General features: G+C 46.0%; 25 protein-coding genes. 1 reads left to right on the top strand and 24 read right to left on the bottom strand.

The features are described 5' to 3' along the window. Positions 1-49: 49 nt before the first annotated feature. Positions 50-1,513 carry an IMP dehydrogenase gene (gene guaB / locus AACR09_RS00335; protein ID WP_193835854.1) on the bottom strand — a complete coding sequence of 488 codons (1,464 nt, stop codon included), beginning with the start codon at positions 1,511-1,513 and terminating at the stop codon, positions 50-52. 269 nt (positions 1,514-1,782) lie between these two features. Between guaB and xseA the strand changes: the two genes are divergently transcribed. Then, the gene (gene xseA / locus AACR09_RS00330) at positions 1,783-3,129 is read left to right on the top strand and encodes an exodeoxyribonuclease VII large subunit (RefSeq protein WP_193835853.1); all 1,347 of its coding nucleotides are present in this window, start codon (positions 1,783-1,785) and stop codon (positions 3,127-3,129) included. 106 nt (positions 3,130-3,235) lie between these two features. On the opposite strand, the gene ureG is transcribed toward xseA, so the two are convergent. The 23 genes from ureG to AACR09_RS00215 all read right to left on the bottom strand — a co-directional run bounded on the left by ureG (position 3,236) and on the right by AACR09_RS00215 (position 26,545). Then, entirely contained in the window at positions 3,236-3,874 is a 639-nt protein-coding gene (gene ureG, locus AACR09_RS00325) for an urease accessory protein UreG (protein WP_065206935.1), read from the bottom strand. Positions 3,875-3,920: 46 nt separating this feature from the next. After that, on the bottom strand, positions 3,921-4,601 hold the full coding sequence (locus tag AACR09_RS00320) for an urease accessory protein UreF (protein ID WP_193835852.1): 681 nt from the start codon (positions 4,599-4,601) through the stop codon (positions 3,921-3,923). 42 nt (positions 4,602-4,643) lie between these two features. After that, on the bottom strand, positions 4,644-5,240 hold the full coding sequence (locus tag AACR09_RS00315; protein WP_193835851.1) for a HupE/UreJ family protein: 597 nt from the start codon (positions 5,238-5,240) through the stop codon (positions 4,644-4,646). A 62-nt stretch (positions 5,241-5,302) separates the two neighbouring features. Continuing rightward, the gene (gene ureE / locus AACR09_RS00310) at positions 5,303-5,755 is read right to left on the bottom strand and encodes an urease accessory protein UreE (RefSeq protein ID WP_102494449.1); all 453 of its coding nucleotides are present in this window, start codon (positions 5,753-5,755) and stop codon (positions 5,303-5,305) included. 130 nt (positions 5,756-5,885) lie between these two features. Further along, complete coding sequence (ureC, locus tag AACR09_RS00305; RefSeq protein ID WP_017095400.1) at positions 5,886-7,589, bottom strand: urease subunit alpha; 1,704 nt, start codon at positions 7,587-7,589, stop codon at positions 5,886-5,888. Positions 7,590-7,628: 39 nt separating this feature from the next. Next, positions 7,629-7,964, bottom strand: a complete 336-nt coding sequence (locus AACR09_RS00300) for an urease subunit beta (protein ID WP_004735120.1) — start codon at positions 7,962-7,964, stop codon at positions 7,629-7,631. A gap of 11 nt (positions 7,965-7,975) precedes the next feature. Then, positions 7,976-8,278: an urease subunit gamma gene (ureA, locus tag AACR09_RS00295; protein WP_004735119.1), complete on the bottom strand. Its 303-nt coding sequence runs from the start codon at positions 8,276-8,278 to the stop codon at positions 7,976-7,978. Positions 8,279-8,411: 133 nt separating this feature from the next. Next, positions 8,412-9,359 carry an urease accessory protein UreD gene (locus tag AACR09_RS00290; protein ID WP_193835850.1) on the bottom strand — a complete coding sequence of 316 codons (948 nt, stop codon included), beginning with the start codon at positions 9,357-9,359 and terminating at the stop codon, positions 8,412-8,414. After that, positions 9,356-10,051: an urea ABC transporter ATP-binding subunit UrtE gene (gene urtE / locus AACR09_RS00285; RefSeq protein WP_102487375.1), complete on the bottom strand. Its 696-nt coding sequence runs from the start codon at positions 10,049-10,051 to the stop codon at positions 9,356-9,358. Before urtE ends, AACR09_RS00290 begins: the two co-directional genes overlap by 4 nt. 1 nt (position 10,052) lies before the next feature. Continuing rightward, positions 10,053-10,895, bottom strand: coding sequence for an urea ABC transporter ATP-binding protein UrtD (gene urtD / locus AACR09_RS00280; RefSeq protein WP_004735116.1), 843 nt, complete (start codon positions 10,893-10,895; stop codon positions 10,053-10,055). After that, positions 10,892-12,064, bottom strand: coding sequence for an urea ABC transporter permease subunit UrtC (urtC, locus tag AACR09_RS00275; RefSeq protein ID WP_193835849.1), 1,173 nt, complete (start codon positions 12,062-12,064; stop codon positions 10,892-10,894). Before urtC ends, urtD begins: the two co-directional genes overlap by 4 nt. 10 nt (positions 12,065-12,074) lie before the next feature. Then, the gene (gene urtB / locus AACR09_RS00270) at positions 12,075-13,703 is read right to left on the bottom strand and encodes an urea ABC transporter permease subunit UrtB (protein WP_193835848.1); all 1,629 of its coding nucleotides are present in this window, start codon (positions 13,701-13,703) and stop codon (positions 12,075-12,077) included. A gap of 160 nt (positions 13,704-13,863) precedes the next feature. Beyond that, complete coding sequence (gene urtA / locus AACR09_RS00265; protein WP_054542220.1) at positions 13,864-15,150, bottom strand: urea ABC transporter substrate-binding protein; 1,287 nt, start codon at positions 15,148-15,150, stop codon at positions 13,864-13,866. Positions 15,151-15,444: 294 nt separating this feature from the next. Further along, complete coding sequence (locus AACR09_RS00260) at positions 15,445-15,672, bottom strand: zinc ribbon domain-containing protein (RefSeq protein ID WP_017056199.1); 228 nt, start codon at positions 15,670-15,672, stop codon at positions 15,445-15,447. Between the two features lie 36 nt (positions 15,673-15,708). After that, positions 15,709-16,710, bottom strand: a complete 1,002-nt coding sequence (locus AACR09_RS00255) for a GGDEF domain-containing protein (RefSeq protein WP_017090950.1) — start codon at positions 16,708-16,710, stop codon at positions 15,709-15,711. A gap of 289 nt (positions 16,711-16,999) precedes the next feature. Beyond that, positions 17,000-17,920 (bottom strand): alanyl-tRNA editing protein, encoded by a 921-nt coding sequence (locus tag AACR09_RS00250; RefSeq protein WP_193835847.1) that lies wholly within the window; start codon positions 17,918-17,920, stop codon positions 17,000-17,002. 133 nt (positions 17,921-18,053) lie between these two features. Further along, positions 18,054-19,535: a ribosome biogenesis GTPase Der gene (der, locus tag AACR09_RS00245; RefSeq protein ID WP_004735108.1), complete on the bottom strand. Its 1,482-nt coding sequence runs from the start codon at positions 19,533-19,535 to the stop codon at positions 18,054-18,056. A 158-nt stretch (positions 19,536-19,693) separates the two neighbouring features. After that, positions 19,694-20,854: an outer membrane protein assembly factor BamB gene (bamB, locus tag AACR09_RS00240; protein ID WP_017084409.1), complete on the bottom strand. Its 1,161-nt coding sequence runs from the start codon at positions 20,852-20,854 to the stop codon at positions 19,694-19,696. A 10-nt stretch (positions 20,855-20,864) separates the two neighbouring features. Further along, on the bottom strand, positions 20,865-21,479 hold the full coding sequence (locus tag AACR09_RS00235; protein ID WP_004735106.1) for a YfgM family protein: 615 nt from the start codon (positions 21,477-21,479) through the stop codon (positions 20,865-20,867). 79 nt (positions 21,480-21,558) lie between these two features. Beyond that, on the bottom strand, positions 21,559-22,827 hold the full coding sequence (hisS, locus tag AACR09_RS00230; RefSeq protein WP_054548098.1) for a histidine--tRNA ligase: 1,269 nt from the start codon (positions 22,825-22,827) through the stop codon (positions 21,559-21,561). Between the two features lie 70 nt (positions 22,828-22,897). Beyond that, complete coding sequence (gene ispG / locus AACR09_RS00225; protein WP_004735104.1) at positions 22,898-24,019, bottom strand: flavodoxin-dependent (E)-4-hydroxy-3-methylbut-2-enyl-diphosphate synthase; 1,122 nt, start codon at positions 24,017-24,019, stop codon at positions 22,898-22,900. A 7-nt stretch (positions 24,020-24,026) separates the two neighbouring features. After that, positions 24,027-24,962: a cytoskeleton protein RodZ gene (gene rodZ, locus AACR09_RS00220; protein WP_017084407.1), complete on the bottom strand. Its 936-nt coding sequence runs from the start codon at positions 24,960-24,962 to the stop codon at positions 24,027-24,029. 440 nt (positions 24,963-25,402) lie between these two features. Beyond that, positions 25,403-26,545, bottom strand: a complete 1,143-nt coding sequence (locus AACR09_RS00215) for a bifunctional tRNA (adenosine(37)-C2)-methyltransferase TrmG/ribosomal RNA large subunit methyltransferase RlmN (protein WP_004735102.1) — start codon at positions 26,543-26,545, stop codon at positions 25,403-25,405. Positions 26,546-26,991 lie beyond the last annotated feature (446 nt).

The raw sequence follows: 26,991 nt of genomic DNA, 5'->3' as shown, positions 1-26,991 counted from the left end.
TTAATGTGCCGACTAAATCAGCATATTATTCAAACGTTTGGACGTATTATTAACCTAAACGGTAGTTAGGTGCTTCTTTCGTGATTTGAACATCGTGTACGTGAGATTCTTTCATGCCCGCACCAGAGATACGAACAAACTCAGCTTTAGTACGCATGTCTTCAACAGTTGCAGAACCCGTTAGGCCCATGCTTGAGCGTAGACCGCCCATCTGTTGGTGAACGATCTCTTTTAGACGACCTTTGTATGCGATACGACCTTCAATACCTTCTGGAACAAGCTTGTCTGCAGCGTTGTCAGATTGGAAGTAACGGTCAGAAGAACCTTGAGACATAGCGCCAAGAGAACCCATACCACGGTAAGACTTGTAAGAACGACCGTTGTAAAGGATAACTTCACCCGGTGCTTCTTCAGTACCCGCGAACATTGAACCAACCATCACACAAGATGCGCCAGCAACGATAGCTTTACAGATATCGCCAGAGAAGCGAATGCCGCCATCTGCGATTACTGGAATACCGTATTCGTTAGCCACTTCAGCTGCGTCTGCGATTGCTGTTACTTGAGGAACACCAACACCAGTAACGATACGAGTCGTACAGATTGAACCCGGGCCGATACCTACTTTAACCGCACTAACACCGGCTTCGATAAGAGCACGAGCGCCAGCGCCAGTTGCTACGTTACCACCGATGATTTGTAGATCAGGGTATGCAGCACGCGTATCACGGATACGGTTAAGTACGCCTTCAGAGTGACCGTGTGAAGAGTCGATAAGTAGAACGTCTACGCCAGCTTCAACTAGAGCAGCAACGCGCTCTTCGTTACCAGCACCAGCACCAACAGCTGCACCTACACGTAGGCTGCCGCGCTCATCTTTACAAGCGTTTGGTTTACGTTCTGCTTTATGGAAATCTTTTGCAGTGATCATTCCAGTTAGTTGGAAGTCATCATTTACAACAAGAACTTTTTCAACGCGCGCTTCGTGCATTTTCTCTTGAACTTCTTCACGAGTTGCACCTTCTTTAACAGAAGCAAGGCGAGCTTTAGGCGTCATTACTACATCAACTTTCTTAGAAAGGTCAGTCACAAAGCGAACGTCACGGCCAGTAATAATACCAACAAGTTCGTTTGTTTCAGTAACAACAGGGAAACCGGCAAAGCCGTGTTTTTGAGTAAGGGCTACAACATCAGCGATTGTCGCGTCAGGGTTTACAGTAACAGGGTGAGAAACCACACCTGCTTCGTAAATTTTAACCTGGCGAACCATTTCTGCTTGCTGTTCAATAGACATGTTCTTATGAATGAAGCCTATTCCGCCTTCTTGTGCCAGTGCAATCGCTAGGCGAGCTTCTGTCACAGTATCCATCGATGCAGAGAGCATTGGGATGTTTAGGGAAATATTCTTCGTCAGCTGAGTGCGAAGATCAGCTGTATTAGGGAGAACGGTGGAGTGTGCTGGCACTAGCAGTACGTCGTCGAATGTCAGCGCTTCTTTGGCAATTCTTAGCATTTGCAATATCTCACAATAATAGGAGTAAAAAGAAACAATCCAATCTCATCGTTTCGCCTAATGAGGGCAGCCAATTAAGGAAAATCAAACTGCATTTGGATTAGATATTGCGGACGGATTATACGGCCAACGAAATCGCTTGGCTACACATTTTTGTATTTTTAATTTGCATTTACCCCCTTGCTATGTATTATATTGCCGCTATCTTCCATACTCACGCCCTGTGAGATTCCAAGAAAGACCTTCCTTCAAGGAAAGATAGTGCTTCTATGACTAATCCAAACATCTTTACTGTTTCTCGCCTCAACTCAGAGGTTCGTCTCCTATTAGAAAACGAAATGGGAATAGTCTGGCTCGTTGGTGAAATCTCAAATTTCTCTGCACCTGTCTCTGGTCACTGGTACCTCACGCTTAAAGACTCTCGCGCTCAAGTTAAGTGCGCTATGTTTCGTGGCAATAACCGCCGTGTGACGTTTAAGCCTCAGAACGGTAATCAAGTTTTAGTCAAAGCACGTTTGTCTCTTTATGAGCCACGTGGTGACTATCAACTCATCATCGAAAGCATGCAGACAGAAGGTGACGGCAAGCTTCAGCAAGAGTTTGAAAAACTTAAGATGAACTTGGCGGCGGAAGGCTTGTTCGCTCAATCCAGTAAGCAGATTCTGCCAGAACATCCTAAGTGCGTTGGTGTCATCACCTCGAAAACCGGCGCTGCGTTGTTTGATATTCTAGACGTACTGAAAAGGCGCGATCCGTCATTACCAGTCATCGTGTATCCGACCATGGTACAAGGTGAAGGAGCTTCGATTCAGATCGCTCAAGCGATTGGACGTGCCAATGAGCGCAACGAATGTGATGTATTGATCGTGGGTCGTGGCGGCGGTTCATTAGAAGACTTATGGTGCTTCAATAACGAGATCGTGGCCCGCACAATTGCAGCAAGTCAGATCCCGATTATCAGCGCCGTTGGACATGAAGTTGACGTTACTATCGCCGATTTCGTCGCAGACATGCGTGCTCCAACGCCATCAGCAGCCGCTGAATTGGTTAGCCGTGATAACAGTCATAAAGAGCAAGCTTATGCCGCTAAACGTGCTCGTTTAGTCAGTGCGATTCGTCATGTGTTAATCAAACAAGCGCAATCAACTCAAACGTTGAAGTACCGCTTAGAGAAACAACACCCGAGCTACCAACTGCAAAAGCAGAGTCAGCAGCTTGATGACTTAGACATGCGTTTACGTCGCGGTATGACTCAATACCTAAAACAACATGCACAGCGTGTTGAACGTAAACAGCACCAGCTTCAATTGAACTCGCCTGTTAAGCGCTTGGGTGAACAAAAACTGCATCTACAACGTTCAGAGCAAAAGCTATTAGATGCGATGGATAAAACACTGCTAACCACTCGCCACCAGCTAGCCATGGCTGCCGAGAAGTTAGAGACCGTTAGTCCACTTGCTACCCTAAAGCGTGGCTACAGCATTACTCATTCAGCATCGAGTAAGACCGTGTCATCGATTAATGACGTAGAAGTAGGTGAAGTGATCACCACTCAAGTTGAAGATGGCGTGATTGAATCGCAAGTGACAACAAGAGTCGCGAAGAGCGAGCTTTAGCTTCAACTAGGACGTTAAAAATCATTTAAAACCAGAAAGCCCTATCGATAATCGACAGGGCTTTTTTGTACCGACTGGCTTCAAAAGAAACGACCTGATTCAAATCCTACTCAGTCGTAGAAGTCTCCTTCATGGTTAGCATCCCTTCCGTCACAATAAAGTTGATGATGAAATCTAAGCCTTGGCTCTCTTTTAGGTTGGTGAACACATATGGCTTGGTTGGACGCATGCGTTGTGTGTCTTGCTCCATCACCTCAAGTGACGCACCAACATAAGGTGCTAAATCGATCTTGTTGATGACTAACAGATCGGATCGTGTAATACCCGGGCCACCTTTACGCGGGATCTTCTCCCCTTCCGCCACATCGATTACATAGATAGTAAGGTCGGCTAACTCAGGGCTGAACGTGGCACTGAGGTTGTCACCGCCGCTTTCGACGAATACCACATCGAGGTTTTTGTGCAGCTTAGCAAGCTCTTCGACTGCAGCTAAGTTCATCGAGGCATCTTCACGAATCGCAGTGTGCGGACAGCCACCCGTTTCAACACCAATGATGCGATCTGGTTCCAGCGCTTCTGCTCGCGTGAGTATCTTTGCATCTTCTTGGGTGTAGATGTCGTTGGTTACCACGGCAATGTTGAGCTTGTCGCGAATTGCCTTACATAGCACCTCTAGCAAGGCTGTTTTACCAGACCCTACCGGGCCGCCAATACCAATTCGAAGTGGTTGCTTATAACTTTCCATTGTCTACTTCCTTATATTCTTTTTGCTACATCGTTCGCGCTAACCGCTACGAACGAAATAGTCGTGTGTATTGTGTTTCGTGCAGTGAACTCGCTAATGCCATCGAAGGCGAAAAGCTGCCTATCATCCAATCTTCTATCGTGCGGGCCTTTTCGATCACCTCAGGAAAGGTGTTGGTGATATTAATCAATGCCAACTGACCATCGGTTTGACCTAAAGGCACTAACTTGACCCCTGCGGTAACGATGTTTTCAAGCCAACTCCATAAATAACCCTGCTTGAGGCTCTCTAAATCAATACCCCAATGCTGAGCCGCCATACACATGCCCAACAATTGGTTTGGATGACTATCAACAGAATCCACCAGCGAAATATCGATATCTAAGCGCTTCAACAAGGTGTTCAATGCATGCCCACGCTGCTTTTCTTCTGCTCGCAATTCACTGGTTTCACGGCTTGAGTACAGGTAGTTACACCAATGCTCAATCTCATCGAGCTCACCTTTTTCTAGCGCGTGATAAAGGCGTTCTAAAATAGGTAATTCCAAGGTCGCGACACTGGAACTGACGATGGTATTAAGCCACTGTTCCATGCTGTTGCGATCGGTCACCCACCCCGCTTCAACCGCTAACTCTAAGCCTTGCGAATAAGTGAACCCACCAATCGGCAACGATGGACTGATCAATTGAAACAGACGATAGACGGCTACATTTTCTGTTGTGGTCATAATCGTGCCCTCAGTCTTCCAGAATCAAATAAGTTCGAGAGCCTACGCGCCTAACAGCAATAGTGCGCTTGCTGAAGCCACGCCGACTGACAACCATTTAGAGTAAACCGCGCGACCAACAAAAGTACCGATAACCATCAGAGCCAAAGCACTGATACTCATGCCTGTTGCGAACTGAGTCAGGTTGCTCGCGGCTTCAACGCCGTGTGCGTAACCATGGAAGAACAACATAGCAATCGAAGCAACTAATACGCTGTTTACACGCTTGGTTGATGGTGAGAATACATGCCATAAACATAAGCTGACGACAAACAGAGAAGCGATAATGGCAGGCTCAACAATCACAGAGAAACCTAGGGCTTGGCCTGCGATGAGTCCTACCACCAAAGACGCCAACCCGCCGCCAATCAGAGCGGCTTTTATCTTGGTTGAAAATGAAAGTGCGCCAATTAACAAACCAAAAGCGATCAACATGATCAGATGATCCATGCCAGTCACAGGGTGAGTTAAGCCAGACATAAACGAGTGAGACTCATGAACCGAATGCGCCCCATGTCCTGGGTGAGCGAAAGCCAATGTCGATGTTGTTAGAGAAGCTATTGTGAAAGTGCATAAGCCTGCAGCTGTTTTAAAGTTCATCGCGAGTTCCTTGCGTTTATCGTTATTAATATTTGTTGTTATATAAATCGTTTAGTGAATCATTAATGATGGTGATGATGCCCACCAGAGCGACCGCCATAAGCACCGCCTTCTGGTTCAAACGGTTGTTTCTCGGTGGTCACTGTCGCGCCTAAGCCTTCAACCATTTCATCTAAAACATGGTCGTGTTGATAACGAACCCAACCAGCTTCTACTTGCAGCGGAACATGACGGTTGCCAAGGTGATACGCCACTCGCGTTAACAGGAGCAAGTCTTCACAATAAACAGTCGAAACTGTTTCTGGTGCCGCTTTCACTTCTACGACTAAACCGCATTTACTTGAGAGTTGTTCGCCACCACGCAAGATATGACCTCGTGGTAGAAACAGCCCGGCATTGCGCCCGTCATCTAGCATCACCTTAAGGCGGCTTTTAATGCGGCTATCGATCGGCAGGCTCAAATAGCCGTCCGGTGCATTTTGTATTTGAGTATTCAGTTGAGTCAGTTCAATCATGCTATTACCTCAATCTCCTTGTGAGATTTATAACGTTTAAATTAGGAGCCTTCAGCCTAAAAGCCCTTAGCTAAGAGCTAGAACAAGAGCCTTCAGCTCAGCGCTAAAATAAAAGCCTTCAGCCGAGCTCTTAAAATAGAAAATACCGCTGTGCCATTGGTAGTTCTTCAGCAGGTTCACAAGTTAGCAGTTCCCCATCGGCGCGTACTTGGTACGTCTGAGAGTCGACCTCAATCTTCGGCATCCAATCGTTGAGCTTCATGTCGGCTTTGCTAATGTTTCGGCAGTTACTTACTACGCCAATCAAACTCTGCAAACCCAATTGCTTATCAATGTTCTGCGCCTTGGCTTCCTTAGAAACAAACAACATTGATGTGTTTTGACATGCCTTGCCGTAGCTACCAAACATAGAGCGGTAATGGACTGGCTGAGGGGTTGGGATTGAAGCGTTTGGGTCACCCATCGGCGCCATGGCGATCATGCCGCCTTTCAAAATCACACTCGGTTTCACACCAAAGAAAGCGGGCTTCCACAACACTAAATCCGCCAGCTTTCCTGCTTCAATAGAGCCGATTTCATGAGACATACCATGAGTGATCGCTGGGTTGATGGTGTACTTAGCGACATAGCGTCTTAATCGGAAGTTATCGCTGTAGTCTGAATCTTCTTTTAGGCTGCCGCGCTGAACTTTCATCTTGTGCGCGGTTTGCCAAGTTCGAGTTATTACTTCACCCACTCGCCCCATAGCTTGTGAATCCGAAGCGATCATCGAGAACGCGCCTAAGTCATGAAGAATGTCTTCTGCGGCAATGGTTTCACGGCGAATACGCGATTCGGCGAACGCGACATCTTCAGCAATTGATGGTGAAAGGTGATGACACACCATCAACATGTCTAAGTGCTCATCGACAGTATTGATGGTGTAAGGGCGTGTTGGATTGGTTGAGGAGGGCAAAACGTTCGGCTCACCTGCAGCACGAATAATATCGGGAGCATGTCCACCGCCCGCACCTTCGGTGTGATAGGTATGAATCACGCGATCACCGATTGCGCCAAGTGTCGATTCAACAAAACCAGATTCATTCAGAGTGTCGGTATGAATCGCAACTTGTACGTCCATCTCATCAGCCACATTTAAGCAGGTATCGATTGAAGCAGGTGTGGTTCCCCAGTCTTCGTGCAACTTCAAACCCACGGCACCTGCCGCTACTTGCTCACGCAATGCTTCAGGCTGACTTGCATTGCCTTTGCCTAACAAACCAAAGTTCATCGGGAATTGATCGAGTGACTCTAGCATGCGGTGCATGTTCCAAGGCCCCGGCGTACATGTGGTTGCGTTGGTGCCGGTATTTGGCCCCGTGCCGCCGCCGATCATGGTTGTCACACCCGACGCCAGTGCTTCTTCAATCTGTTGTGGGCAAATAAAGTGGATGTGTGAATCAATGCCACCAGCAGTCAGGATTGAACCTTCACCTGCTAAAATCTCCGTGCCCGGGCCGATCACAATATCAACGCCCGGTTGAACATCTGGGTTGCCCGCTTTACCCAATGCCTGAACTCGACCATCTTTGATGGCGACATCGGCTTTTACGATGCCCCAGTAATCCAACACAATCGCATTAGTGATCACCAAATCTGGAGTTTCGGCACTTGGACGTTGGCTTTGCCCTTGTCCATCACGGATAACTTTGCCGCCGCCAAATTTCACTTCGTCGCCGTATACGGTGTAATCTTTTTCAACTTCTAGCCATAAATCAGTGTCAGCAAGACGCACTCGGTCACCGACTGTTGGCCCAAACATTTCGGCATAAGCCTGTCTGGATATCGTCGCCATGTTCAATCCTTTGTTATTTTCATTATTCCGTGGAAGCGCTTATAGCTTGCCCATCACTTTTCCTTGGAAGCCATAGATCTCTAACTTACCGGCGTAACGCACTAACTCGACGCTGCGCGACTGACCCGGCTCAAAGCGGGTTGCAGTACCCGCTGGGATATTGAGTCGAAAGCCTTTAGTGGCTTCTCGGTCAAAGATCAGCGAAGGGTTTGCTTCATAGAAGTGGTAATGAGAGCCAATTTGAACAGGACGATCGCCAATGTTTTGAACCTTAACGGACGTTGTGTCACGGCCTTCATTGAGAGTGATGTCACCGGGAGCGGTTTCGACTTTTCCGGGAACGAATCCTGAGTATTGTTTTGTGGAACCAGCCATATTACTTCTCCCTACACGATAGGTTCATGAACGGTCACCAGCTTGGTGCCATCGGGAAAAGTGGCTTCGACTTGTACATCTGGGATCATCGAAGGGATCCCCTCCATAACGTCATCGACAGTAAGCAGTGTGCGTCCGAAATCCATTAATTCTGAAACGGTTTTACCCTCGCGGGCACCTTCGAGAATGGCACTGCTGATCAGTGCAATAGATTCTGGATAGTTGAGTTTTAAGCCTTTTTGTTTGCGCTGCTGTGCCAGCATTCCTGCGCAGAAGATAAGTAGCTTATCTTTTTCTCTTGGTGTTAATTCCATTTAGCCGCCCGCTGTTAGTGTTGTTTTCTTAGTGCTCAAAAACACATGAGCAGTAAGTGGGATTCAATCACAGCAAGCTTGAAAAAATGTACCTAGGGTCGGAAGTCACCCTAGGTACAAAAAGGGCTAATCGCTAAGTCGCCCAAATCCTTGGTAGATCAGGAGTCGTACCACATAAATGAGAGCGAGTTGCTTGCCAAATCTGACCAAAGGCCTGGAGGATATCTTCACTCCAATTACCCAAGGCTCGCACCACAATCAATCCTTCTATCTGAGTCGCACCCAATATTAATGTGGGCTCACTCGACATTTCTGATGTAACTGATTGCTGTGAAGCTTGCTGTGTAATAGATAAGAGCAAGCTCTGTACCAACTCTAAATCTTGCTTCTCATTTGAGGTGATATAAAAGGTTCCCATCATTGAACAATCAAGTAACCCCATATTTATCATTAACTTATCGCCGCCGTGAAAATTAAAACCTTCAGTCAGAAGCCTTTGATTATCAAGATAGATTTCTGTTTTCCCAACGAGGTGACCGTGCTCGAATCCCTCATTCTGTGCAGGACGTCCAAAACAGTGCATCTCCCAACCCCAAAATTGTGCACCCTTTTCTAGACGAATTTCAGTGTCTAAACGAACGTGTGCATTCGGGAAAAAGATGTTCTCTTGCGGCATCCATTCCAAGTGCGCATCTTTCTTCACTCGTAGGGTCTGCTTCTGCTTGGCGTACTTGTTGTTTGAGCGGTAAAACTTGGTCGCACCGGGTGTGGTGATCAACGCATGCGCACCGCTTTCGATGGTCGCTTCAATATTGAGAGTGTCACCACCTACTACTCCGCCGGGGGGATGGAGTAAGTAGGTGTGACACGTTTCCCCATCAGGATACAAGGGGCGTTGCACCGCAAGCGGACCAGACTGCTGACGATTCTTTAATACGGTTTTATCACCACGGTCGACAAAGGTGAGGTTTAAGCTCGCTTGCCAACCGTCTCGGATATCTTGCTCGATGGTCTCATTCAGAGACAACACTCCCGCTAAAGAAGTGTTTATTGCTTCACTCGAAGAATATAGAGAGCTCATACGGTTAGGTACTCCTTAATCAAGGACTCATTGAGCCCTTTCATTTCACCTTCTGCTACCTGACGACCGCGGTCGAGAATGCAAAATCGGTCACCGACCTTTCTCGCAAATGGCAGCTTCTGCTCAACAAGCAGTACGGTGAGTCCCATCTTCTCGTTGAGCATGAGAATGATGTCACCAATCTCTTGCACGATATTGGGCTGAATACCTTCTGTTGGTTCATCCAAGATCAATAGCTTTGGATTGACCACCAGCGCACGCCCAATCGCCAGTTGCTGCTGCTGACCACCAGATAAGTCACCTCCGCGACGATGCAGCATCTCTTTTAACACTGGGAATATATCGAAGATGAACTCTGGGATCTTACGGTCGCCCTTTTCTCGAATCGGCAAGCCTACTTCTAGGTTTTCTTGAACGGTAAGCATCGGAAAGATCTGACGGCCTTGCGGCACATAACCGATTCCTTGGCGAGCACGCTCTTCGGCATCGGTTTTAAGAAGCGACTCACCCGATAACGAAATGTCACCGCTCTCGACCTTAACTAGCCCCATGATGCATTGCAGCAACGTCGTTTTACCGACACCGTTTCGTCCCATTAACACTGTGCACTTGCCTTCCGGGATCTGCATATCCAAATCCCACAGCGTGTGGCTCTCACCGTAATATTGATTAACTGATTTAACCTCTAACATCCTATTCTCCGAGATAAACTTGTTTAACTTCAGGGTGAGCCTGCACTTGATCCATAGTGCCTTCAGCCAACACATGACCTTGATGAAGCACGGTGACATGGCTTGCGATAGAACGAACGAAATCCATATCGTGTTCAACCACTACCACTGAGTGCTTGCCTGCCAGAGAATTGAGTAACTCAGAGGTACGGTCCATCTCTTGGTGAGTCATGCCTGCAACGGGTTCATCCACCAGCAATAGCCTAGGGTTTTGCATCAATAACATGCCTATCTCTAACCACTGTTTCTGACCGTGAGACAGGTTACCTGCCAAATTCGCCGCTTCGTCTTTTAAATGAATCAGCTCAAGTACCGAGGTCAGTTTGTCTTTCTGTTCACCAGACATCACAGCAGTGAAAGTTGCCCACACTGAACGGTCACCGGCCATCGCTAACTCAAGGTTCTGCCACACGGTTAGACATTCAATCACGGTCGGTTTTTGGAACTTACGCCCAACGCCTGCATTGGCAATTTCAGCTTCGTTCATCTTCAATAAGTTGATGTTCGAACCCAACCACACCTCGCCAGTATCTGGCTTAGTTTTACCTGTGATGATGTCCATCATGGTGGTTTTACCTGCGCCATTAGGGCCAATGATGCAGCGAAGCTCTCCTTCATTGATGTAGAGGTTCAGATCGTTTATCGCTTGGAAACCATCGAAGCTTTTGTTGACGCCTTCCACATACAACAGCACGTTGTGGCGAGTATCGATAGCGGGGTGAATATCAGGTTTAAGGTAATCAAAGACTTGGTCTCGACGAGTGAATGCCTGAACCGATTCCTTTACGCTATTAAATGTGGTCATGCGATCACCTCCTTGGCTTTGTGCTGATCATCCTTATCTTCATCTTGGTTTTTCCCATTTGATGCCTTGCGTAGCTGCTGCCATTTTTCACTGACAAAGCCAATTACACCTTGTGGGAAATACATGGTCGAGAGAACGAATAGCCCACCCAGAGCAAATAACCACACCTCTGGGAACTCAACCGTAAACCAACTCTTGGCGTAGTTGATGATCAATGCACCGACAATGGCGCCAAACAAAGTGGCACGACCGCCTAAGGCAACCCAAACCACAATCTCAATCGAGTTAAGAGGAGCAAATTCTCCCGGGTTAATGATGCCAACTTGAGGAACATATAAAGCCCCAGCAATACCAGCAATAACCGCTGAAAGAACGAAGACCCACAGCTTGATGCCATCGACGTCGTAACCCATAAAGCGAGTACGTGACTCTGTATCACGAATCGCTAATGCCACACGACCTAATCGACTGGTCACCACCATGCGACACGCGATGTAGCTGAGAATAAGCGCAATACCAGTCGCGACAAACAGACCTATCTTGACCGCATCACTCTGTAAGCTCAGGCCGATGATGTCTTTGAAATCCGTCAGCCCGTTGTTACCACCAAAGCCCATCTCGTTGCGGAAAAATGCCAGCATCAATGCGTAAGTTAACGCCTGAGTCATGATAGAAAGGTAAACCCCTGACACGCGAGAGCGAAAAGCCAGATAACCAAACAAGTAAGCCAACGCGCCCGGCACCAACACCACCATCAAGCAGGCGAACCAGAACTGCTCAAAGCCCTGCCAAAACCACGGCAACGCAGACCAATCAAGGAACACCATAAAGTCCGGCAGGATTGGGTCACCATAAACTCCGCGGTCACCAATCTGACGCATTAAGTACATACCCATGGCATAACCACCAAGTGCAAAGAAAGCACCGTGGCCTAGACTCAATATTCCGAGATAGCCCCACACAAGATCGAGCGCCAACGCCAACATTGCGTAGCTCAGGTATTTGCCCATTAGTGAGATAGTGAAAGTCTCGACATGAAGCGGGTGCCCACTTGGTAACATGGTGTTAGCCAGTGGAATAAGAATGACGGCCGCAAGAATGGCAAGGATGGTCAGTTGGCCACCTTTGTCACCACGCATTGCCGAAAGTACAAATGATTTTGACTGCATGATGTTGTCCTTAACCTTCAGCCGCACGACCACGTTGCGGGAAGAGTCCGCGTGGGCGTTTTTGAATAAACAGAATGATGAAAACCAGTACCAGAATCTTGGCGAGAACCGCACCAGCCCATGGTTCTAAAATCTTGTTGAACAGACCAAGGCTTAAGCCAGCGACTAGCGTGCCCCATAGGTTGCCAACACCGCCGAACACCACCACCATGAATGAGTCGATGATGTATGCCTGCCCCATATTTGGACCGACGTTAGTCAGTTGAGAAAGTGCCACACCCGCGACACCCGCAACGCCAGAGCCTAAACCGAAGGTCATCGCATCAACTCGCTCAGAACGAATACCCATCGCACGAGCCATGCCACGGTTTTGAGAAACCGCACGAACCTGTAAGCCTAGTGGTGTCTTTTTCAGAACCATTAATAAGCCCATAAACACCAAACCACAGAACAGGATGATATAAAGTCGGTTGTAAGTCAGGGACAACATTGGGTTCAATTGAAGTGCGCCAGACATCCATTCAGGCGTGCTTACTGAGCGGTTCAATGGAGAGAAAATCGAGCGAACGGCTTGCTGCAAGATCAAGCTGATACCAAAGGTCGCAAGTAAGGTTTCCAATGGGCGACCATAAAGATGACGAATCACACTTCGCTCGATCACAATGCCCACCAAACCAGAAACAATAAACGCAGCAGGGATAGAGAGGATCAGAGCCAAACCAATATGATTGGGCATCAACAATTGCATGACATAGGTGGTATAAGCGCCAATCATGATCAACTCGCCATGAGCCATGTTGATAACACCCATCACACCAAAAGTGATCGCTAAGCCGATACCCGCTAGCACCAATACCGAACCTAAACTCAAACCGAAGAATACGGTTTCTACACCCGAATAGAGTGCTTGGCTTTGTTGATAGCTATCCATCGCACGTTCTGCTGCAGCGGTAATGCTTGGATCTTGCTCACTGTTCAGTAGTTGGTTCAGTGTTTTCAGAACGACCGAGTGTTTGAAGTCGCCAACTCGTTCAATTGAAGCCACACGATCTTCAGTGGTGGCACTGTTATTAAGAGAAGTGAAAATCGCTAACGACAAATCCATTAGCTCGGCTACTTTGCCATCTGATTCATTGGCTCTGAGTTCAGCTATGCGTTCAATGATGTCAGCGTCTTTGGTCCCTAGTAGATCCAAAACAGCTTTATAACGCACATCAGGATTACTGCTGTTGAGTCCGATAGAAGCAATTTCCCCGCGCAAGATCCCGCGAAGTTTGTTATTCACACGAACCTTTTTAAACTGTCTCGTTTTCTCGATATTCAGCGTTGAATCAGTCCATACTGACTGAGCTGACGTCGCTGTTTTGATGCTTTGAATGAGGTAGAGCTGTTTGTACTGCTCGCTCTGTTTCTCATTGAAGTAATAAAGGTTTCCGTTTAACCAGCCATCTAAAATAGGTTTCGACACACCTTCCGTTTGCGTCTCAATCACCCAATCGATAGCTAATTCTTTATCCGATGTTTTTTTACCAACTAGCGCCTTGGTAAAGCTAGCTTCATCCGTTATTCCCGCAAAAGCCAACTGAGCACTGACTGCCATGAGCAACAGCGCCTTAAATACGTTTAATACGTTTTTCATCCCTGCTTCCTTAACCAACCAAGTTAGATATTGTTATTTTTACTTGGAGGATGTGTGGATAGTGGTTGTTACCTGAAACGATGAGCCTTCCGTTCGCTTCGCCCGTTAAACAGACGCGTTCTTCCCAAACCGGAAGGCTCAATATTCCTGAATTGACGCTCTAGTTACCGCCAGAACACTTCTTCGTTTCGACGTTAAACGCACCACATGAGAATGGCTTCGACCAGCTAGAGAACAGTTTTGCCGATTCAGGTAAGTAACTCGACCAAGCATCACCCGCCACTAGTCCAGTGGTTTCCCAAACAATGTCGAATTGACCATCGTCTTGGATTTCACCGATCAGTACTGGTTTGGTGATGTGGTGATTTGGCAGCATGGTAGAGTAGCCGCCAGAAAGGTTAGGTACAGACACGCCAATCAAGGCATCTTGCACAGATTCAGGATCGGTTGTGCCCGCATTAGTAACCGCTTGAGCCCACATGTTGAAGCCAACATAGTGCGCTTCCATTGGGTCATTGGTGACACGATTTTCACTCTTGATGAACGACTGCCACGTTTCAACGAACTCTTCATTGGCTTCAGTATCAACACTCATGAAGTAGTTCCACGCCGCTAGATGACCTACCAGCGGTTCTGTGTCCATGCCTGACAGTTCTTCTTCACCAACAGAGAATGCAATAACTGGGATGTCTTCAGATGAAATGCCTTGAGCACCAAGCTCTTTATAAAAAGGTACGTTCGCATCGCCATTCACAGTAGAAACCACAGCGGTTTTCTTGCCCGCTTCACCGAACTTCTTGATGTCTGAAACGATAGATTGCCAATCAGAGTGACCAAATGGCGTGTAGTTGATCATGATGTCTTCTTCTGCGACACCTTTATCTTTTAGGTAGGCTTCAAGGATCTTATTGGTAGTACGTGGATAAACGTAATCGGTACCTGCAAGTACCCAACGCTCAACTTCAAGCTCTTCCATCAAGTAATCCACTGCAGGTATCGCTTGTTGGTTTGGCGCGGCACCGGTGTAGAAAACGTTTTTAGAAGACTCTTCGCCTTCATACTGTACTGGGTAGAAAAGGATGCTGTTGAGTTCTTCAAAAACAGGCAGCATGGATTTACGTGATACCGATGTCCAACCACCGAACACCACATCCACTTTCTCTTTTTCGATAAGCTCACGTGCTTTTTCTGCAAATAGCGGCCAGTTTGACGCAGGGTCAACCACGACAGGTTCTAGCTTCTTGCCAAGCAAACCGCCCTTTTTGTTCTGCTCTTCGATAAGCATTAGCACGGTATCTTTTAGCGTTGTCTCACTGATCGCCATAGTGCCAGAGAGTGAGTGTAGAACACCGACCTTGATGGTCTCATCAGCAGCAAACACTGTTGCAGAAGAAAATGAAAGTGTTGTACACAGTGCAGCTAGCGATAAATTGAACACCTTGTTCATGATATTACTCCATAATTGTATTTTTGTTATTCAATTACAGAGTTACAAGAAGAGTGCCAAACTTAAAAAGCAATCAATAAATTTATAAGCTTTTGTATTAATTAAACTTAATAGCCAGCCACACCAATAAAGTGCATAGCAATCATGTCACTATGTTTCATACTGGTGCAGTGACGATGAGAATGAACCAAGATGACACATTCCTGTTCATCAGATACAAAAAAGACCCAACACTTTGGTATTGGGTCTCTGGTATAACATCACCGATGGTCGTTCAAACCATGCTGTTTAAGGCTATTCCGCTGGTTGGAATTCGAATTTTACTCTCGACTTTGATTTCAACTCGTTGCAATCACCGTTGCAAAAATAGCTCGCCGCACCACAGGCTTGAAGCTTCTCAAGTTGGCTGCTGCACTCAGGGCAAAACCCAACTTTAGTAAAGTGAGCCTGACAACTTTCACAGTGATACTTGCCATCCCAAGCTAGCTCAGACTGACACTTAGGGCAGATATTTTCACTCATTAGCATTTCCTAATTCACTACTATTTTTACAATCTACTACCGCTGAGACTTCGCTTGCTTGATTTGGTACATGTTCTTATCAGCTTGTGCGATCAACTGGTCTAATCCTTGAGGATCTTTCTCACAAGACAATCCAACACTCACTGAGAACTGCACATCATTGATATAAAGCGCTTGTTGCAGTGCTTTCTCTAAGCTGTGGTAGAAACTAACAACGCTTTCTTGATCATCAAAGCAAGAGAACACCACAAACTCATCGCCACCATAACGCCCTATCTTGGCACATGCTGTGGTTGCCTCATCAAGAACTTCGGCAACCGCCAACAGCACATCATCACCAAAACTATGGCCATAGGTATCATTTATCGATTTGAACTTATCGACATCAACAAACAAACACGCCATCACCTTTTCTGAAAAGCATCGCTTAGCCAACACTTTCTCAGCTTCATTAAACAATGCGCGACGATTCAAGCAATGGGTAAGAGAATCACGATTGGCGAAAAAGTTAAGCTGATTCTCCAACTCGAACTTTTCTAGTGCTACCGAATACAGGGAAGCCAGTAGTTCTAAAATCTCGAGCTCAAATTCATGCGGCTCAGATATGTACTGGCTATAAATGGCAAAGGTACCCAGTACATGACCGTGCGATGAGATGATAGGTACCGACCAACAGGCATGCAGATTCGCTTGATTGGTGAGGGCTAAAAAAGGTGCCCAGTTTGGATGTGCATTTATGTTGGAGACCATCACTGCTTTCTTAAGCGCAGCCGCCTCGCCACAAGAACCTATTCCTGCACCAATCCCAACCCCTTCTATCTGCTGATTGTAAAAATCAGGCAGGTTTGGGGCATATTCAAGGTGTAAAGTTTTAGACTCTGAGTTGAGCAGTAAAATTGAAGCCATACGCTGCCCAAAAATCTGCTCGGTAAGCTGAATGATCTTATGGTTTAAATCTTTGCGATCCATCCCAAGAGCAAGCTTGCGCAGCAAACTATTGACGGCTCGGTGGCCTTCTAATAAAAATTGTTGTTCCATTCACTAAAGCTTTCAATTGTGTAATAGGGTACAGCTTGTTCTTATGCAAGCTTACTATTGGTTAATAATAACACACTAAATAAGCCGTACACACAATCGAAGATCATAGGTTGATCTTTCGCTTTATCTATTTTGATCAGCGATCTACCCCAAAAAGAATATTTATATCACCACACACCGAAAGCATAAGTTACATGTGCTGCATTTCAATTTTAAATAGTCATTTATATTAAAAGTTACATGTAAAAATAAAATAAACAGCACAAGCCATTTCAATCTGTAGTCTAAATCATCGTATTACATGCGTCAGCATTTCAATATGCTGGTCATCTAACTGGGTTAACTTAACCGATAAAGACTTAAGCTCTGACGTATTCTCGATGTGAGTACCACCACACGGAATAGACACTAAAATGTCGCTATCCAACTGCCATTCCCAATAGCGAGAGTCTGTTAATGCCTCACCTTCCAGTCTCATTGCTACTGGCGTTGAGTCTGCGAGCCAACCTTTAATCATCTGATTGATGTCGGCTTCGATACCATCAAGATTGGTTAGCATGTCTGCAACGTTCAAACCGCGCTTCTTCAGGGTTTTTCCCAAACGATACTTATCGGTACACAACTCTGGAGTCACAAAGCTAGTCACTTGCGCGTAGCTATTGAAGTCGTAACTGCCAAGCGGATCTTTTCTATCTGCATCTTTACGCCAGTAGCTCTCAGCCAATACTTTATTCAAGGCTAGGAAAGCGATGTGGCCAGCGCTGTGACCACGGCTCAAACTAGCTTGATACTCTTTATCAACCGACAACAGGACTTCGTCGCTAACCTTAATCATAGAAGCAGATGCGGGGAGCTGGTGGACAACCACAAACGCCCACCCTTCCGTATCACGCTTAACAGGGATATCTTCTGCGATATGAAGCTTGCCAGTAGATTGTTCTATTGCACCAACAAGACAGTCTTCAACTGGATATTGCACGTCACCAACATTCACAAAACCTTGGTCTGCTGGGTGGTCTGGCCAAATATGACTTACTGGGTGGAAAGGCGTCATGTCGGTGATCAGGTAGGTTTTGCTGTCATCGTTTTCAACGTACAACGCCTTTGCATTGATCTGCCAAGCCTGATGACAAAATTGAATAATGGTTGGTGTGATAACTATTATTGGTTTCATGGATGTCGCTGGTGTCATTGGATCGCTAGTGGTCATATCGTTCTTCTTTTGAAATTGAGTCTAATTCGTTAACCCATCACGATATGGAGATATGAGGTTATGGCTTAACGTGAATTTTGCTTAAAAAAATACCCGAGACAGGCTCGGGTATCAAATCTATTGGAAAGGTTTACTTACGACCTTTAACCATGCTCATCATACGCTTACGTTTACGTTCTTGAGAAATTGTCAGCTTGGTTGTCTTAGCTTCAAATGGGTTCTCGCTGTTCTGGAATTGAATGCGAATAGGTGTACCCATAATCTCTAGTGAACGACGGTAGTAGTTCATCAAGAATCGTTTGTATGAATCTGGCAAGTTACGTACTTGGTTACCGTGGATAACGATAATCGGTGGGTTGTAGCCACCAGCGTGCGCGTATTTCAATTTAACACGACGGCCACGAACCATAGGCGGTTGGTGATCATCAGTCGCCATCTTCATGATACGAGTTAGCACAGAAGTACCAACACGAGTCGTTGCTGACTTGTAAGCTTCTTGAACAGATTCAAACAAGTGACCAACACCTGTACCGTGAAGTGCAGAGATAAAGTGAATACGTGCGAAATCAACGAAACCTAAACGACGGTCTAGTTCTTTCTTAACGCGATCTTTAACATCGCTGTCTAGACCATCCCACTTGTTTACTGCAATAACAATTGAACGACCAGCATTCAACGCAAAGCCTAACAAGCTTAAATCTTGATCAGAGATGTTGTCTCGAGCATCAATAAGCAGCAATACAACGTTAGCATCTTCAATTGCTTTCAGTGTTTTAACCACTGAGAACTTCTCTACTGTTTCGTTGATATTTTTACGACGACGAACACCTGCAGTATCAATCAGAACGTATTCACGCTCATCACGCTGCATTGGAATGTAGATAGAGTCACGAGTTGTGCCTGGCATATCGTAAACAACAACACGTTCTTCACCAAGAATACGGTTAGTTAGTGTTGATTTACCAACGTTAGGACGGCCAATGATCGCTAGCTTAATTGGTTGATCTTGAAGGCGCTTGAATTCTTCTTCAGCTTCTTCTTCAGTGAAATCAACTTGCTCTTCTTCTTCGTCTTCAAACTCAGTTAAATCGCTTACTTCGCCATTCTCTGCTTTTAACGCTTCTGCGAACGGGTTAAGAGCAAGATCAATCAACGCTGTCACGCCACGACCGTGTGCTGCAGCGATTTGGTACATGTCTTCTACGCCTAGTTGCCAGAAATCAGCACTTGCAGCATCAGGGTCGATACCATCAACCTTGTTTACTACTAGCATTGAAGGCTTTTCTAGTTGACGAAGGTGCTTAGCAATAGCCACGTCTGAAGGTGTTAGACCCGCACGGCCATCTACCATAAATAGAACGACATCAGCTTCATCAATCGCCGCTAGCGACTGTTCAGCCATTTTAGTTTCAACACCTTCTTCGGTACCGTCGATACCACCAGTGTCAATAACAATAAAGTCATGCTCGCTAAAATGAGCATGACCGTATTTACGGTCACGCGTTAAGCCAGGGAAATCCGCAACCAATGCATCACGAGTTCGAGTCAATCGGTTAAATAACGTAGATTTACCTACGTTCGGACGCCCTACTAGAGCAACAACAGGTACCATAACAACCTCTACAATTTCTTCTCTAAATGTAGTTATAGGTAAGCACTTGATCGCAAGTTTAAACTCTTACCTATAACCACACGGTTTATTAATTTATAACAACAAAACGGCTCCTAGCTGTTACCAACCAGGAGCCGACTGTGAATTGTATCACGCTTTTATTGGCTAATCGTTAGTTTCTTTACATCGCCATTGCGAGTCGTCACTAAGTAGCCTTCAGGCATTTCAATTGGCGCAACCGCAAAGCCGCTATCATCGACGAGCTGTTGAGCAACAAACTCACCCGATGAACGATCTAACCAGTGCAGATAACCTTCTGTGTCACCCACAACTACATAACCATTAATAATAGCAGGTGCTGTCAGTAAGCGGTTTTCTAACAATGGAGTGCTCCAAAGTTCAGTACCACTACGCGCATCAACCGCAACCACATGGTCTTTGTCGGTAACAACGAACAAACGGCTACCATCACTCGCTAAGTCAATCGCTGACGAGTAGTTACGCTTCCAAATTGGCTTACCAGAACGGAGATCGATAGCGATTAGTTGACCATTGATACCTACGGTATACAGGGTTCCGCCAAGAACAATCGGTGATGCATCAACATCAACCAAGCGATCGATTTCCGTTGCACCTTTTGGTGTGCCTACTGGCTGTTGCCAAATAAGCTGACCACGGTCAACAATAGCGGCTGCTAAACGACCATTTGCAGTCCCCCAGAATACACCACCAGAAACCGCAACAGGCGAGCTATCGCCACGAAGTGTTAGGCTTGGAACTTCAGTGCTAATCGTCCATTTTTGTTCGCCGCTTTCTTGATCTAACGCGATCAGCATACCGCGACTGGTATGAACAATAACCATGTTGCTTTCAGTTGCTGGGGATGCAAGCACCTCACCATTCACTGATACACGCCACAGCTCTTCACCAGTTGATTCATCCATCGCGATCACTTCGCCATTTTCAGAACCAACAAATACTTTGCCGTAAGCCGCCGTTAAGCCACCCGATAAACGAGCCAGTACTTCTTTCTCAAGATCGACTTTCCACAGCTCTTTACCTGTTTCAGGGTCAAGCGCTTTAACCATACCTTCACGGCTCGCAACAAACACTTTGTCGTAAGCCAATTCTGGCGTTAGTTTTGAAAAGTAGTGGCCAACACCATCACCAACCGACGTAGACCATTCCTGACTAGGAGTGAACTCGCTATTTACTGTTGGTACTGGCGCCATGATTACGGTGTCTTCTTCACCCGCACAGCCAGCCAATAGGCCAAGAGCAATCGCACACAACGCCGCTTTTGGAAACATCTTCTTCATTCAAAGCGCCTTATTTAGCTAGGTCGTCAAGTTTGATTTGAAGCGTTTGGCTCGCATCAGCTGCTTGTTGTGCTTCAGAGTAAGCACTGTAAGCCGCATCTGTATCGCCTTTACGAAGTGAGATATCACCTCGCAGTTCAGCAACACGGCCTGTCCAAGATTCGTCAGTCATCGCTTCAAGATCAGTCAATGCTGCGTCAAATTCACCTTGCTCAGCTTTGATACGTGCAGCACGGTAAGTCAGTAGAGGCGTAAGTGCCGCATCCTTAGTTGCCGATTTTGCCCACTCAAGCTGTTCAAGTGCAGCTGCAAGGTCACCCGCTTGAACTTGCGCTTTTGCTAATTGCATAGCAGCAAGTACAGAGTATTCAGCGTCTTTGTTAGCGTCGATAAAAGCTTGAATATCAGATTGAGCATCAACGCCCTTAGCATCAAGAGCTGAAATTACAGAGGTGTAGCCTTCTGAAGCGACTTCACGCGCTTCAACGACTGAATCTTGGTAATAGCGCCAGCCAAATAGACCGCCTAAACCAATAACTGCACCAAAGATTACGGCTTTACCGTTCTCTTTCCACCAATCTTTAATGGCTTCAACTTGTTGCTCTTCGCTATCGTAAAGTTCCACTTCCTGTCCTCTTTAATTCTTTAAACGCCAGCATAGTGCTGACGTTGATATTCATGATGAGCGTTTGCTCAATGGCTAATTAGATTAGCGCAGCAACTTTCTCTGCAACGTCCGTTTGAGACACGGTTTCTTGCTCGCCGCCAACCAGATCTTTTAGCACAACTGTATTGTCAGCAACTTCGTTCTCACCAAGTACCAGCGCCACAACAGCACCTACTTTGTCAGCACGCTTGAATTGCTTCTTGAAGTTACCACCACCGAAGTGGTTCATTACGCGTACGCCTTCAACGGTATCGCGTAATTGATTCGCTAACTGCATGCCTGCGATCATAGTACCTTCGCCAGCAGCAACCACGTATACGTCAACGCTACGGCGAACTTCTGTTAGCTCTAGCGTTTCCATCATAAGAACTAGACGCTCTAGACCCATTGCGAAGCCAACAGCATTGGTTGCTTTGCCGCCTAGTTGCTCAACAAGACCATCGTAACGACCGCCGCCACAAACTGTACCTTGAGCACCAAGGCTATCAGTGATCCACTCAAATACTGTGCGGTTGTAGTAATCTAGGCCACGTACTAGACGCTCATTAACTTGGTATTCGATACCAACAGCGTCAAGAAGTTCACACAAACCAGCAAAATGTTGCTTCGATTCTTCACCTAAATATTCAGATAGTCGAGGTGCGTCACCTAAGATAGCTTGAACATCCGGGTTCTTAGTATCAAGTACACGTAGAGGGTTAGTGTGCATGCGACGTTTGCAGTCTTCATCTAGCACATCAATGTGTTGCTCAAGGAAAGCCACTAACGCTGTACGATAGCTTACGCGATCTTCTTGAGAACCGATTGAGTTCAACTCGAGGCGAACGTGCTTATCGATGCCTAGTTCACGCCATAGACGTGCTGTCATCATGATAAGTTCTGCGTCAACGTCTGGACCGTCTAGGCCAAACACTTCAACACCACATTGGTGGAATTGACGGTAACGACCTTTTTGAGGACGCTCGTGACGGAACATTGGACCCATGTACCATAGGCGCTGCTCATCACGGTTGATAAGGCTGTTTTGAATACATGAACGTACACAACCTGCTGTGCCTTCTGGACGCAGCGTTAGGCTATCGCCATTACGGTCATCAAAGGTGTACATCTCTTTAGAAACAACGTCTGTCTCTTCACCAACCGCACGGCTAAATAGGTTCGTTTCTTCAACGATAGGCATACGTACTTCGTTGTAACCGTATGCACTCACCACACTTTTAACTGCGCTTTCTACTTTCTGCCACAGTGGTGATTGAGTTGGTAGGCAGTCGTTCATGCCTCGAATTGCTTGGATATTTTTAGCCACAGTATTTATTCCGTAATTTCTCACGACCAGGTGTTAGTGCGAATAGACAAACACACCCCATCGCGTTGTATTAATCTTCTAAGTTTTCTACATCAATGCGATTTGCTTTATCAAGCACCGATGCTTTTGCTCGGATCTTCGCTTCAAGCTTGTCGACAAGGTCATCGTTGTCAAAACGCTCTTTCTGACGCTTACCGTCTTCGTAGAAGGCACTCTTACGAGCACTGCCCGCAAGGCCTAAGTGAGACACTTCAGCTTCACCAGGGCCGTTAACGACACAACCGATGATAGAGACATCCATTGGAGTCACTATGTCTTCTAAGCGTTCTTCAAGGGCGTTAACGGTGTTGATAACATCGAACTCTTGACGAGAACAGCTTGGGCACGCAATGAAGTTGATACCACGCGAGCGAATGCGCAAAGATTTGAGAATATCAAAGCCAACTTTGATCTCTTCGATTGGATCTGCTGCTAGCGAGATACGCAGCGTATCGCCGATACCTTCAGACAATAACATGCCTAAACCTACAGCCGATTTCACAGAACCAGCACGTGCTCCACCCGCTTCAGTAATACCTAAGTGAAGTGGTTGGTCAATCTGCTTAGCAAGCAAACGGTAAGAACCGACGGCTAGGAATACATCAGAAGCCTTCACGCTGACTTTAAATTGATCAAAGTTCAGACGGTCTAGGATATCGACGTGACGCATTGCAGATTCAACCAGCGCTTCCGCTGTAGGCTCTGTGTATTTCTCTTGGATCTCTTTTTCAAGAGAACCACCGTTAACACCAATACGAATCGGGATATTCATATCACGAGCACAATCCACAACAGAGCGAATGCGGCTTTCGTTACCGATGTTACCTGGGTTGATACGCAGACAGTCAACCCCATACTCTGCCACTTTAAGAGCGATACGGTAGTCGAAGTGAATGTCAGCAACCAAAGGAACAGAGACCTGCTGCTTGATTAGCTTAAAAGCTTCAGCGGCCTCCATAGTCGGTACAGATACGCGAACGATATCTGCCCCCACTTTTTCCAAAGCTCTAATTTGAGCGACGGTCGCGGCGACATCTGTTGTTCTTGTGTTGGTCATGGATTGCACAGCAATTGGTGCACCATCACCGATCGGCACATCACCCACATAAATACGGGTTGATTTGCGACGAATAATAGGAGATTCGTGTTGCATATTAACTCTAAGGTAAGGTTATTCTAGCTACTTTGCCTGAAGTATACCCAGAAAGGTCGACAGGTTCACTTGCAAATGTCATCGATACGCCTTCAGGCGCACCCAGAATCACTTTATATGGTGCAGTTCCAGAAAGATTTAATGTCTGGCCTGCTTTTTTAATGCCGGTAGATAACGTTTTGCCCGAAGCATCTTTCACTTGGATCCAGCAATCAGCAGAGAACTGCATCACTAGCTCGTTAACCACAGCTTCAGGCGCTACAGTCTCTGGTTCCGCAGTAACCGAAGCAACGTCTGCTGCTTCTGGTGCTTCTTCAATGACTTCAACAGGGTCAAGAGTTACTGAATCTTCAGCTGAACTCACTTCAGTAAGCTCATCAGAGTTTTCAGTAACAGGAGATGTCTCTGTGTTTTGTTCTGCTTCAATCACTTCGAGTGAAGTCAGTTCAGGATCAAGCGACTCTTCTACCACTAGCTCTTCCGAGCTTTCAGTATTGGCTAAAGATTGAGATAAGGTGTCTTGCTGTTGGTTCTGCCACCACCAAAGTGAGGAGATACCCACAATCACAGCAAAGATGCTCCAAGTAAGGAGCATAATACGGCTGTTGTGCTTCTCGGTTTTAGTCTTACGAGAGAAGCTCAACATTTCTTGTTCTTGATGTTGGGCATCACCAGAATGATGAAGCGCGTTCAACACGACTTTTTCATCAAGATTGACGTATTTCGCGTATGAACGAATGTAACCACGCATAAAGGTGGCAACCTGATCTGACTCGAATTGGTTTTCTTCAATTTGCTGGATAAGCGTAACGCGTAGCTTCAAGCGATCAGAGATCTGCTTTTGTGTTAAACCAAGAGATTCTCGTTTATTTTTGAGCAGCGTTCCCGCTTCAATTGCTGGAGCGACAGTTTCTTGCGTTTGTGTTTCTTGTTCTGTGTTCATAGAGAGTGAACTTCTAAAGTATTATTGCAGGTTGATGAGAGCATTTTTTATTTTCGTTTAAGCTCAATCTTACAACCTACTATGTGGAATTTTTCCTGTCACCCGGTTCATCAACCCTTAAAGTAGAAAACCACACACTGTTGGTGAGCGACTTTCTCAGGAAGCTAGTTTATCAAGTAGACAACCTAAATAGACACATTGACGATTATCGGGTAACAAGCGAGCACTTAAATTAATTTAAGATTATTTAATCATAAGCTAATGCCATTACAAGGCAAAAACACTTTCGACAAAATTTACCGTCAGCTCATGGTTTTGTCCAAAATTTAACGAAAAATGTAAGAAAGCGTGGGGAAAAAATCCAATTATTGGAAATTCACCTTCCAGAAAAGCAACAAGCCAGAAGGATTCCTTCTGGCTTGTTTAGTTCTAAATGGTATTTAAACCGCTTTTACTTGAATCACATCACCTGCGATTAAGTTAGCTTCAGAGGCGGCTTTCAGCATTTTAGTACGCTTGGTTCTATCAATGACATCACCAACCAGCTGACCACATGCGGCATCAATATCATCACCACGTGTTTTACGAACCGTTACTGTGTAGTTGTATTCCATCAGCGTTTTTTGGAAGCGATCAATTCGAGAGTTGCTTGGCTTCTTGTAAGGCGAACCCGGATAAGGGTTGAATGGAATCAAGTTGATCTTACAAGGCGTCTCTTTCATTAGCTCAGCAAGTTCACGAGCATGGTCCATATCATCATTCACATGATCCAATAGAACGTACTCAACCGTTACTTTACCGCGGTTAGCATTTGAAGAAGCAATGTAACGACGAACCGATGCTAGGAAATCTTGGATATCCCAACGGTCGTTGATTGGCATGATTTGGCTACGTAGTGCATCGTTTGGTGCGTGTAGAGAAATCGCCAGAGCTACATCGATGTTGTCTGTCATCTGATCAAGACCAGAAACAACACCAGATGTTGATACTGTCACACGACGCTTAGACAGTGAGAATCCTAGATCATCAAGCATCAGCTCTAATGATGGAATTAGGTTCTTCATGTTAAGCAGAGGCTCACCCATACCCATCATTACGACGTTAGTAATTGGACGACGACCCGTATCTTTCTCTAAACCGATTTCACGTGCAGCGCGCCAGATTTGACCAACGATCTCTGAAACTTTCAGATTACGGTTGAAGCCTTGTTGAGCCGTAGAACAGAATTTACATTCTAGTGCACAACCAACCTGTGAAGATACACATAGCGTCGCACGGTCACCATCAGGGATGTATACCGTCTCAACGTCTTGGTCACCAACGCTCATCGCCCATTTAATGGTGCCATCTGCAGAGTGCTGAGCTTCAGAAACGATAGGTGCAACAATCTCACAGCGATGCAGCAGTTTCTCGCGTAATTTTTTGTTGATGTTGTTCATTTGTTCGAAGTCATCGACACCGAAGTGATAAATCCACTTCATCACTTGCTCTGCTCGAAACGCTTTCTCATTCAGTTCTTCTGTGAAAAATTTACGAAGACCTTTACGATCAAAATCGAGTAGATTGACTTTAGCTGTGGTCATGATGCCTCTCAATGACGGAACAATAATTAAGGGCGCGAATTGTACAGGCTTTACGCAACTTCAACAAGCGCTGTAAAACCCTGTGTTTATTAAGACATTCAAAGTTAAGCGATTAAAACTTGAACAATTGTTTTGTTCGGTCTGAGAATACCTAAATTAAAGAAAAGATTCCCGATTACGCTCCTCCGTCGCTTTCGGGAATGACGTAAATAATCTCCACAAGCTCACCAATACTTACCACAAGATTGTGGCCCCGCCATTCATCGCTATCAGGTCATGAACTCCTCAAAGCCCGTCATTCCAGAACTGAGGAACGAGGTATCTGGAATCTCCAATAGTAAATTCAGATTCCCGATTTCACACCCTGTCGCTTTCGGGAATGACGGGCTTTAACCACCTAATATTCGAGCCTTTCTCCGATCTCCAGCTAACGCTACCCGTTACCT

The organism is Vibrio sp. OPT20, from assembly GCF_963889365.1.
GTDB lineage: Bacteria > Pseudomonadota > Gammaproteobacteria > Enterobacterales > Vibrionaceae > Vibrio > Vibrio splendidus.
Note: the sequence above shows the minus strand (reverse complement) of the source record. Positions and strands in the feature narration are given on the sequence as shown.

Coding starts and splice junctions, on each gene's coding strand:
- guaB (WP_193835854.1), bottom strand. CDS start 1,513: ATGCTAAGAATTGCCAAAGAAGCGCTGACATTCGACGACGTACTGCTA.
- xseA (WP_193835853.1), top strand. CDS start 1,783: ATGACTAATCCAAACATCTTTACTGTTTCTCGCCTCAACTCAGAGGTT.
- ureG (WP_065206935.1), bottom strand. CDS start 3,874: ATGGAAAGTTATAAGCAACCACTTCGAATTGGTATTGGCGGCCCGGTA.
- AACR09_RS00320 (WP_193835852.1), bottom strand. CDS start 4,601: ATGACCACAACAGAAAATGTAGCCGTCTATCGTCTGTTTCAATTGATC.
- AACR09_RS00315 (WP_193835851.1), bottom strand. CDS start 5,240: ATGAACTTTAAAACAGCTGCAGGCTTATGCACTTTCACAATAGCTTCT.
- ureE (WP_102494449.1), bottom strand. CDS start 5,755: ATGATTGAACTGACTCAACTGAATACTCAAATACAAAATGCACCGGAC.
- ureC (WP_017095400.1), bottom strand. CDS start 7,589: ATGGCGACGATATCCAGACAGGCTTATGCCGAAATGTTTGGGCCAACA.
- AACR09_RS00300 (WP_004735120.1), bottom strand. CDS start 7,964: ATGGCTGGTTCCACAAAACAATACTCAGGATTCGTTCCCGGAAAAGTC.
- ureA (WP_004735119.1), bottom strand. CDS start 8,278: ATGGAATTAACACCAAGAGAAAAAGATAAGCTACTTATCTTCTGCGCA.
- AACR09_RS00290 (WP_193835850.1), bottom strand. CDS start 9,359: ATGAGCTCTCTATATTCTTCGAGTGAAGCAATAAACACTTCTTTAGCG.
- urtE (WP_102487375.1), bottom strand. CDS start 10,051: ATGTTAGAGGTTAAATCAGTTAATCAATATTACGGTGAGAGCCACACG.
- urtD (WP_004735116.1), bottom strand. CDS start 10,895: ATGACCACATTTAATAGCGTAAAGGAATCGGTTCAGGCATTCACTCGT.
- urtC (WP_193835849.1), bottom strand. CDS start 12,064: ATGCAGTCAAAATCATTTGTACTTTCGGCAATGCGTGGTGACAAAGGT.
- urtB (WP_193835848.1), bottom strand. CDS start 13,703: ATGAAAAACGTATTAAACGTATTTAAGGCGCTGTTGCTCATGGCAGTC.
- urtA (WP_054542220.1), bottom strand. CDS start 15,150: ATGAACAAGGTGTTCAATTTATCGCTAGCTGCACTGTGTACAACACTT.
- AACR09_RS00260 (WP_017056199.1), bottom strand. CDS start 15,672: ATGAGTGAAAATATCTGCCCTAAGTGTCAGTCTGAGCTAGCTTGGGAT.
- AACR09_RS00255 (WP_017090950.1), bottom strand. CDS start 16,710: ATGGAACAACAATTTTTATTAGAAGGCCACCGAGCCGTCAATAGTTTG.
- AACR09_RS00250 (WP_193835847.1), bottom strand. CDS start 17,920: ATGACCACTAGCGATCCAATGACACCAGCGACATCCATGAAACCAATA.
- der (WP_004735108.1), bottom strand. CDS start 19,535: ATGGTACCTGTTGTTGCTCTAGTAGGGCGTCCGAACGTAGGTAAATCT.
- bamB (WP_017084409.1), bottom strand. CDS start 20,854: ATGAAGAAGATGTTTCCAAAAGCGGCGTTGTGTGCGATTGCTCTTGGC.
- ispG (WP_004735104.1), bottom strand. CDS start 24,019: ATGCAACACGAATCTCCTATTATTCGTCGCAAATCAACCCGTATTTAT.
- rodZ (WP_017084407.1), bottom strand. CDS start 24,962: ATGAACACAGAACAAGAAACACAAACGCAAGAAACTGTCGCTCCAGCA.
- AACR09_RS00215 (WP_004735102.1), bottom strand. CDS start 26,545: ATGACCACAGCTAAAGTCAATCTACTCGATTTTGATCGTAAAGGTCTT.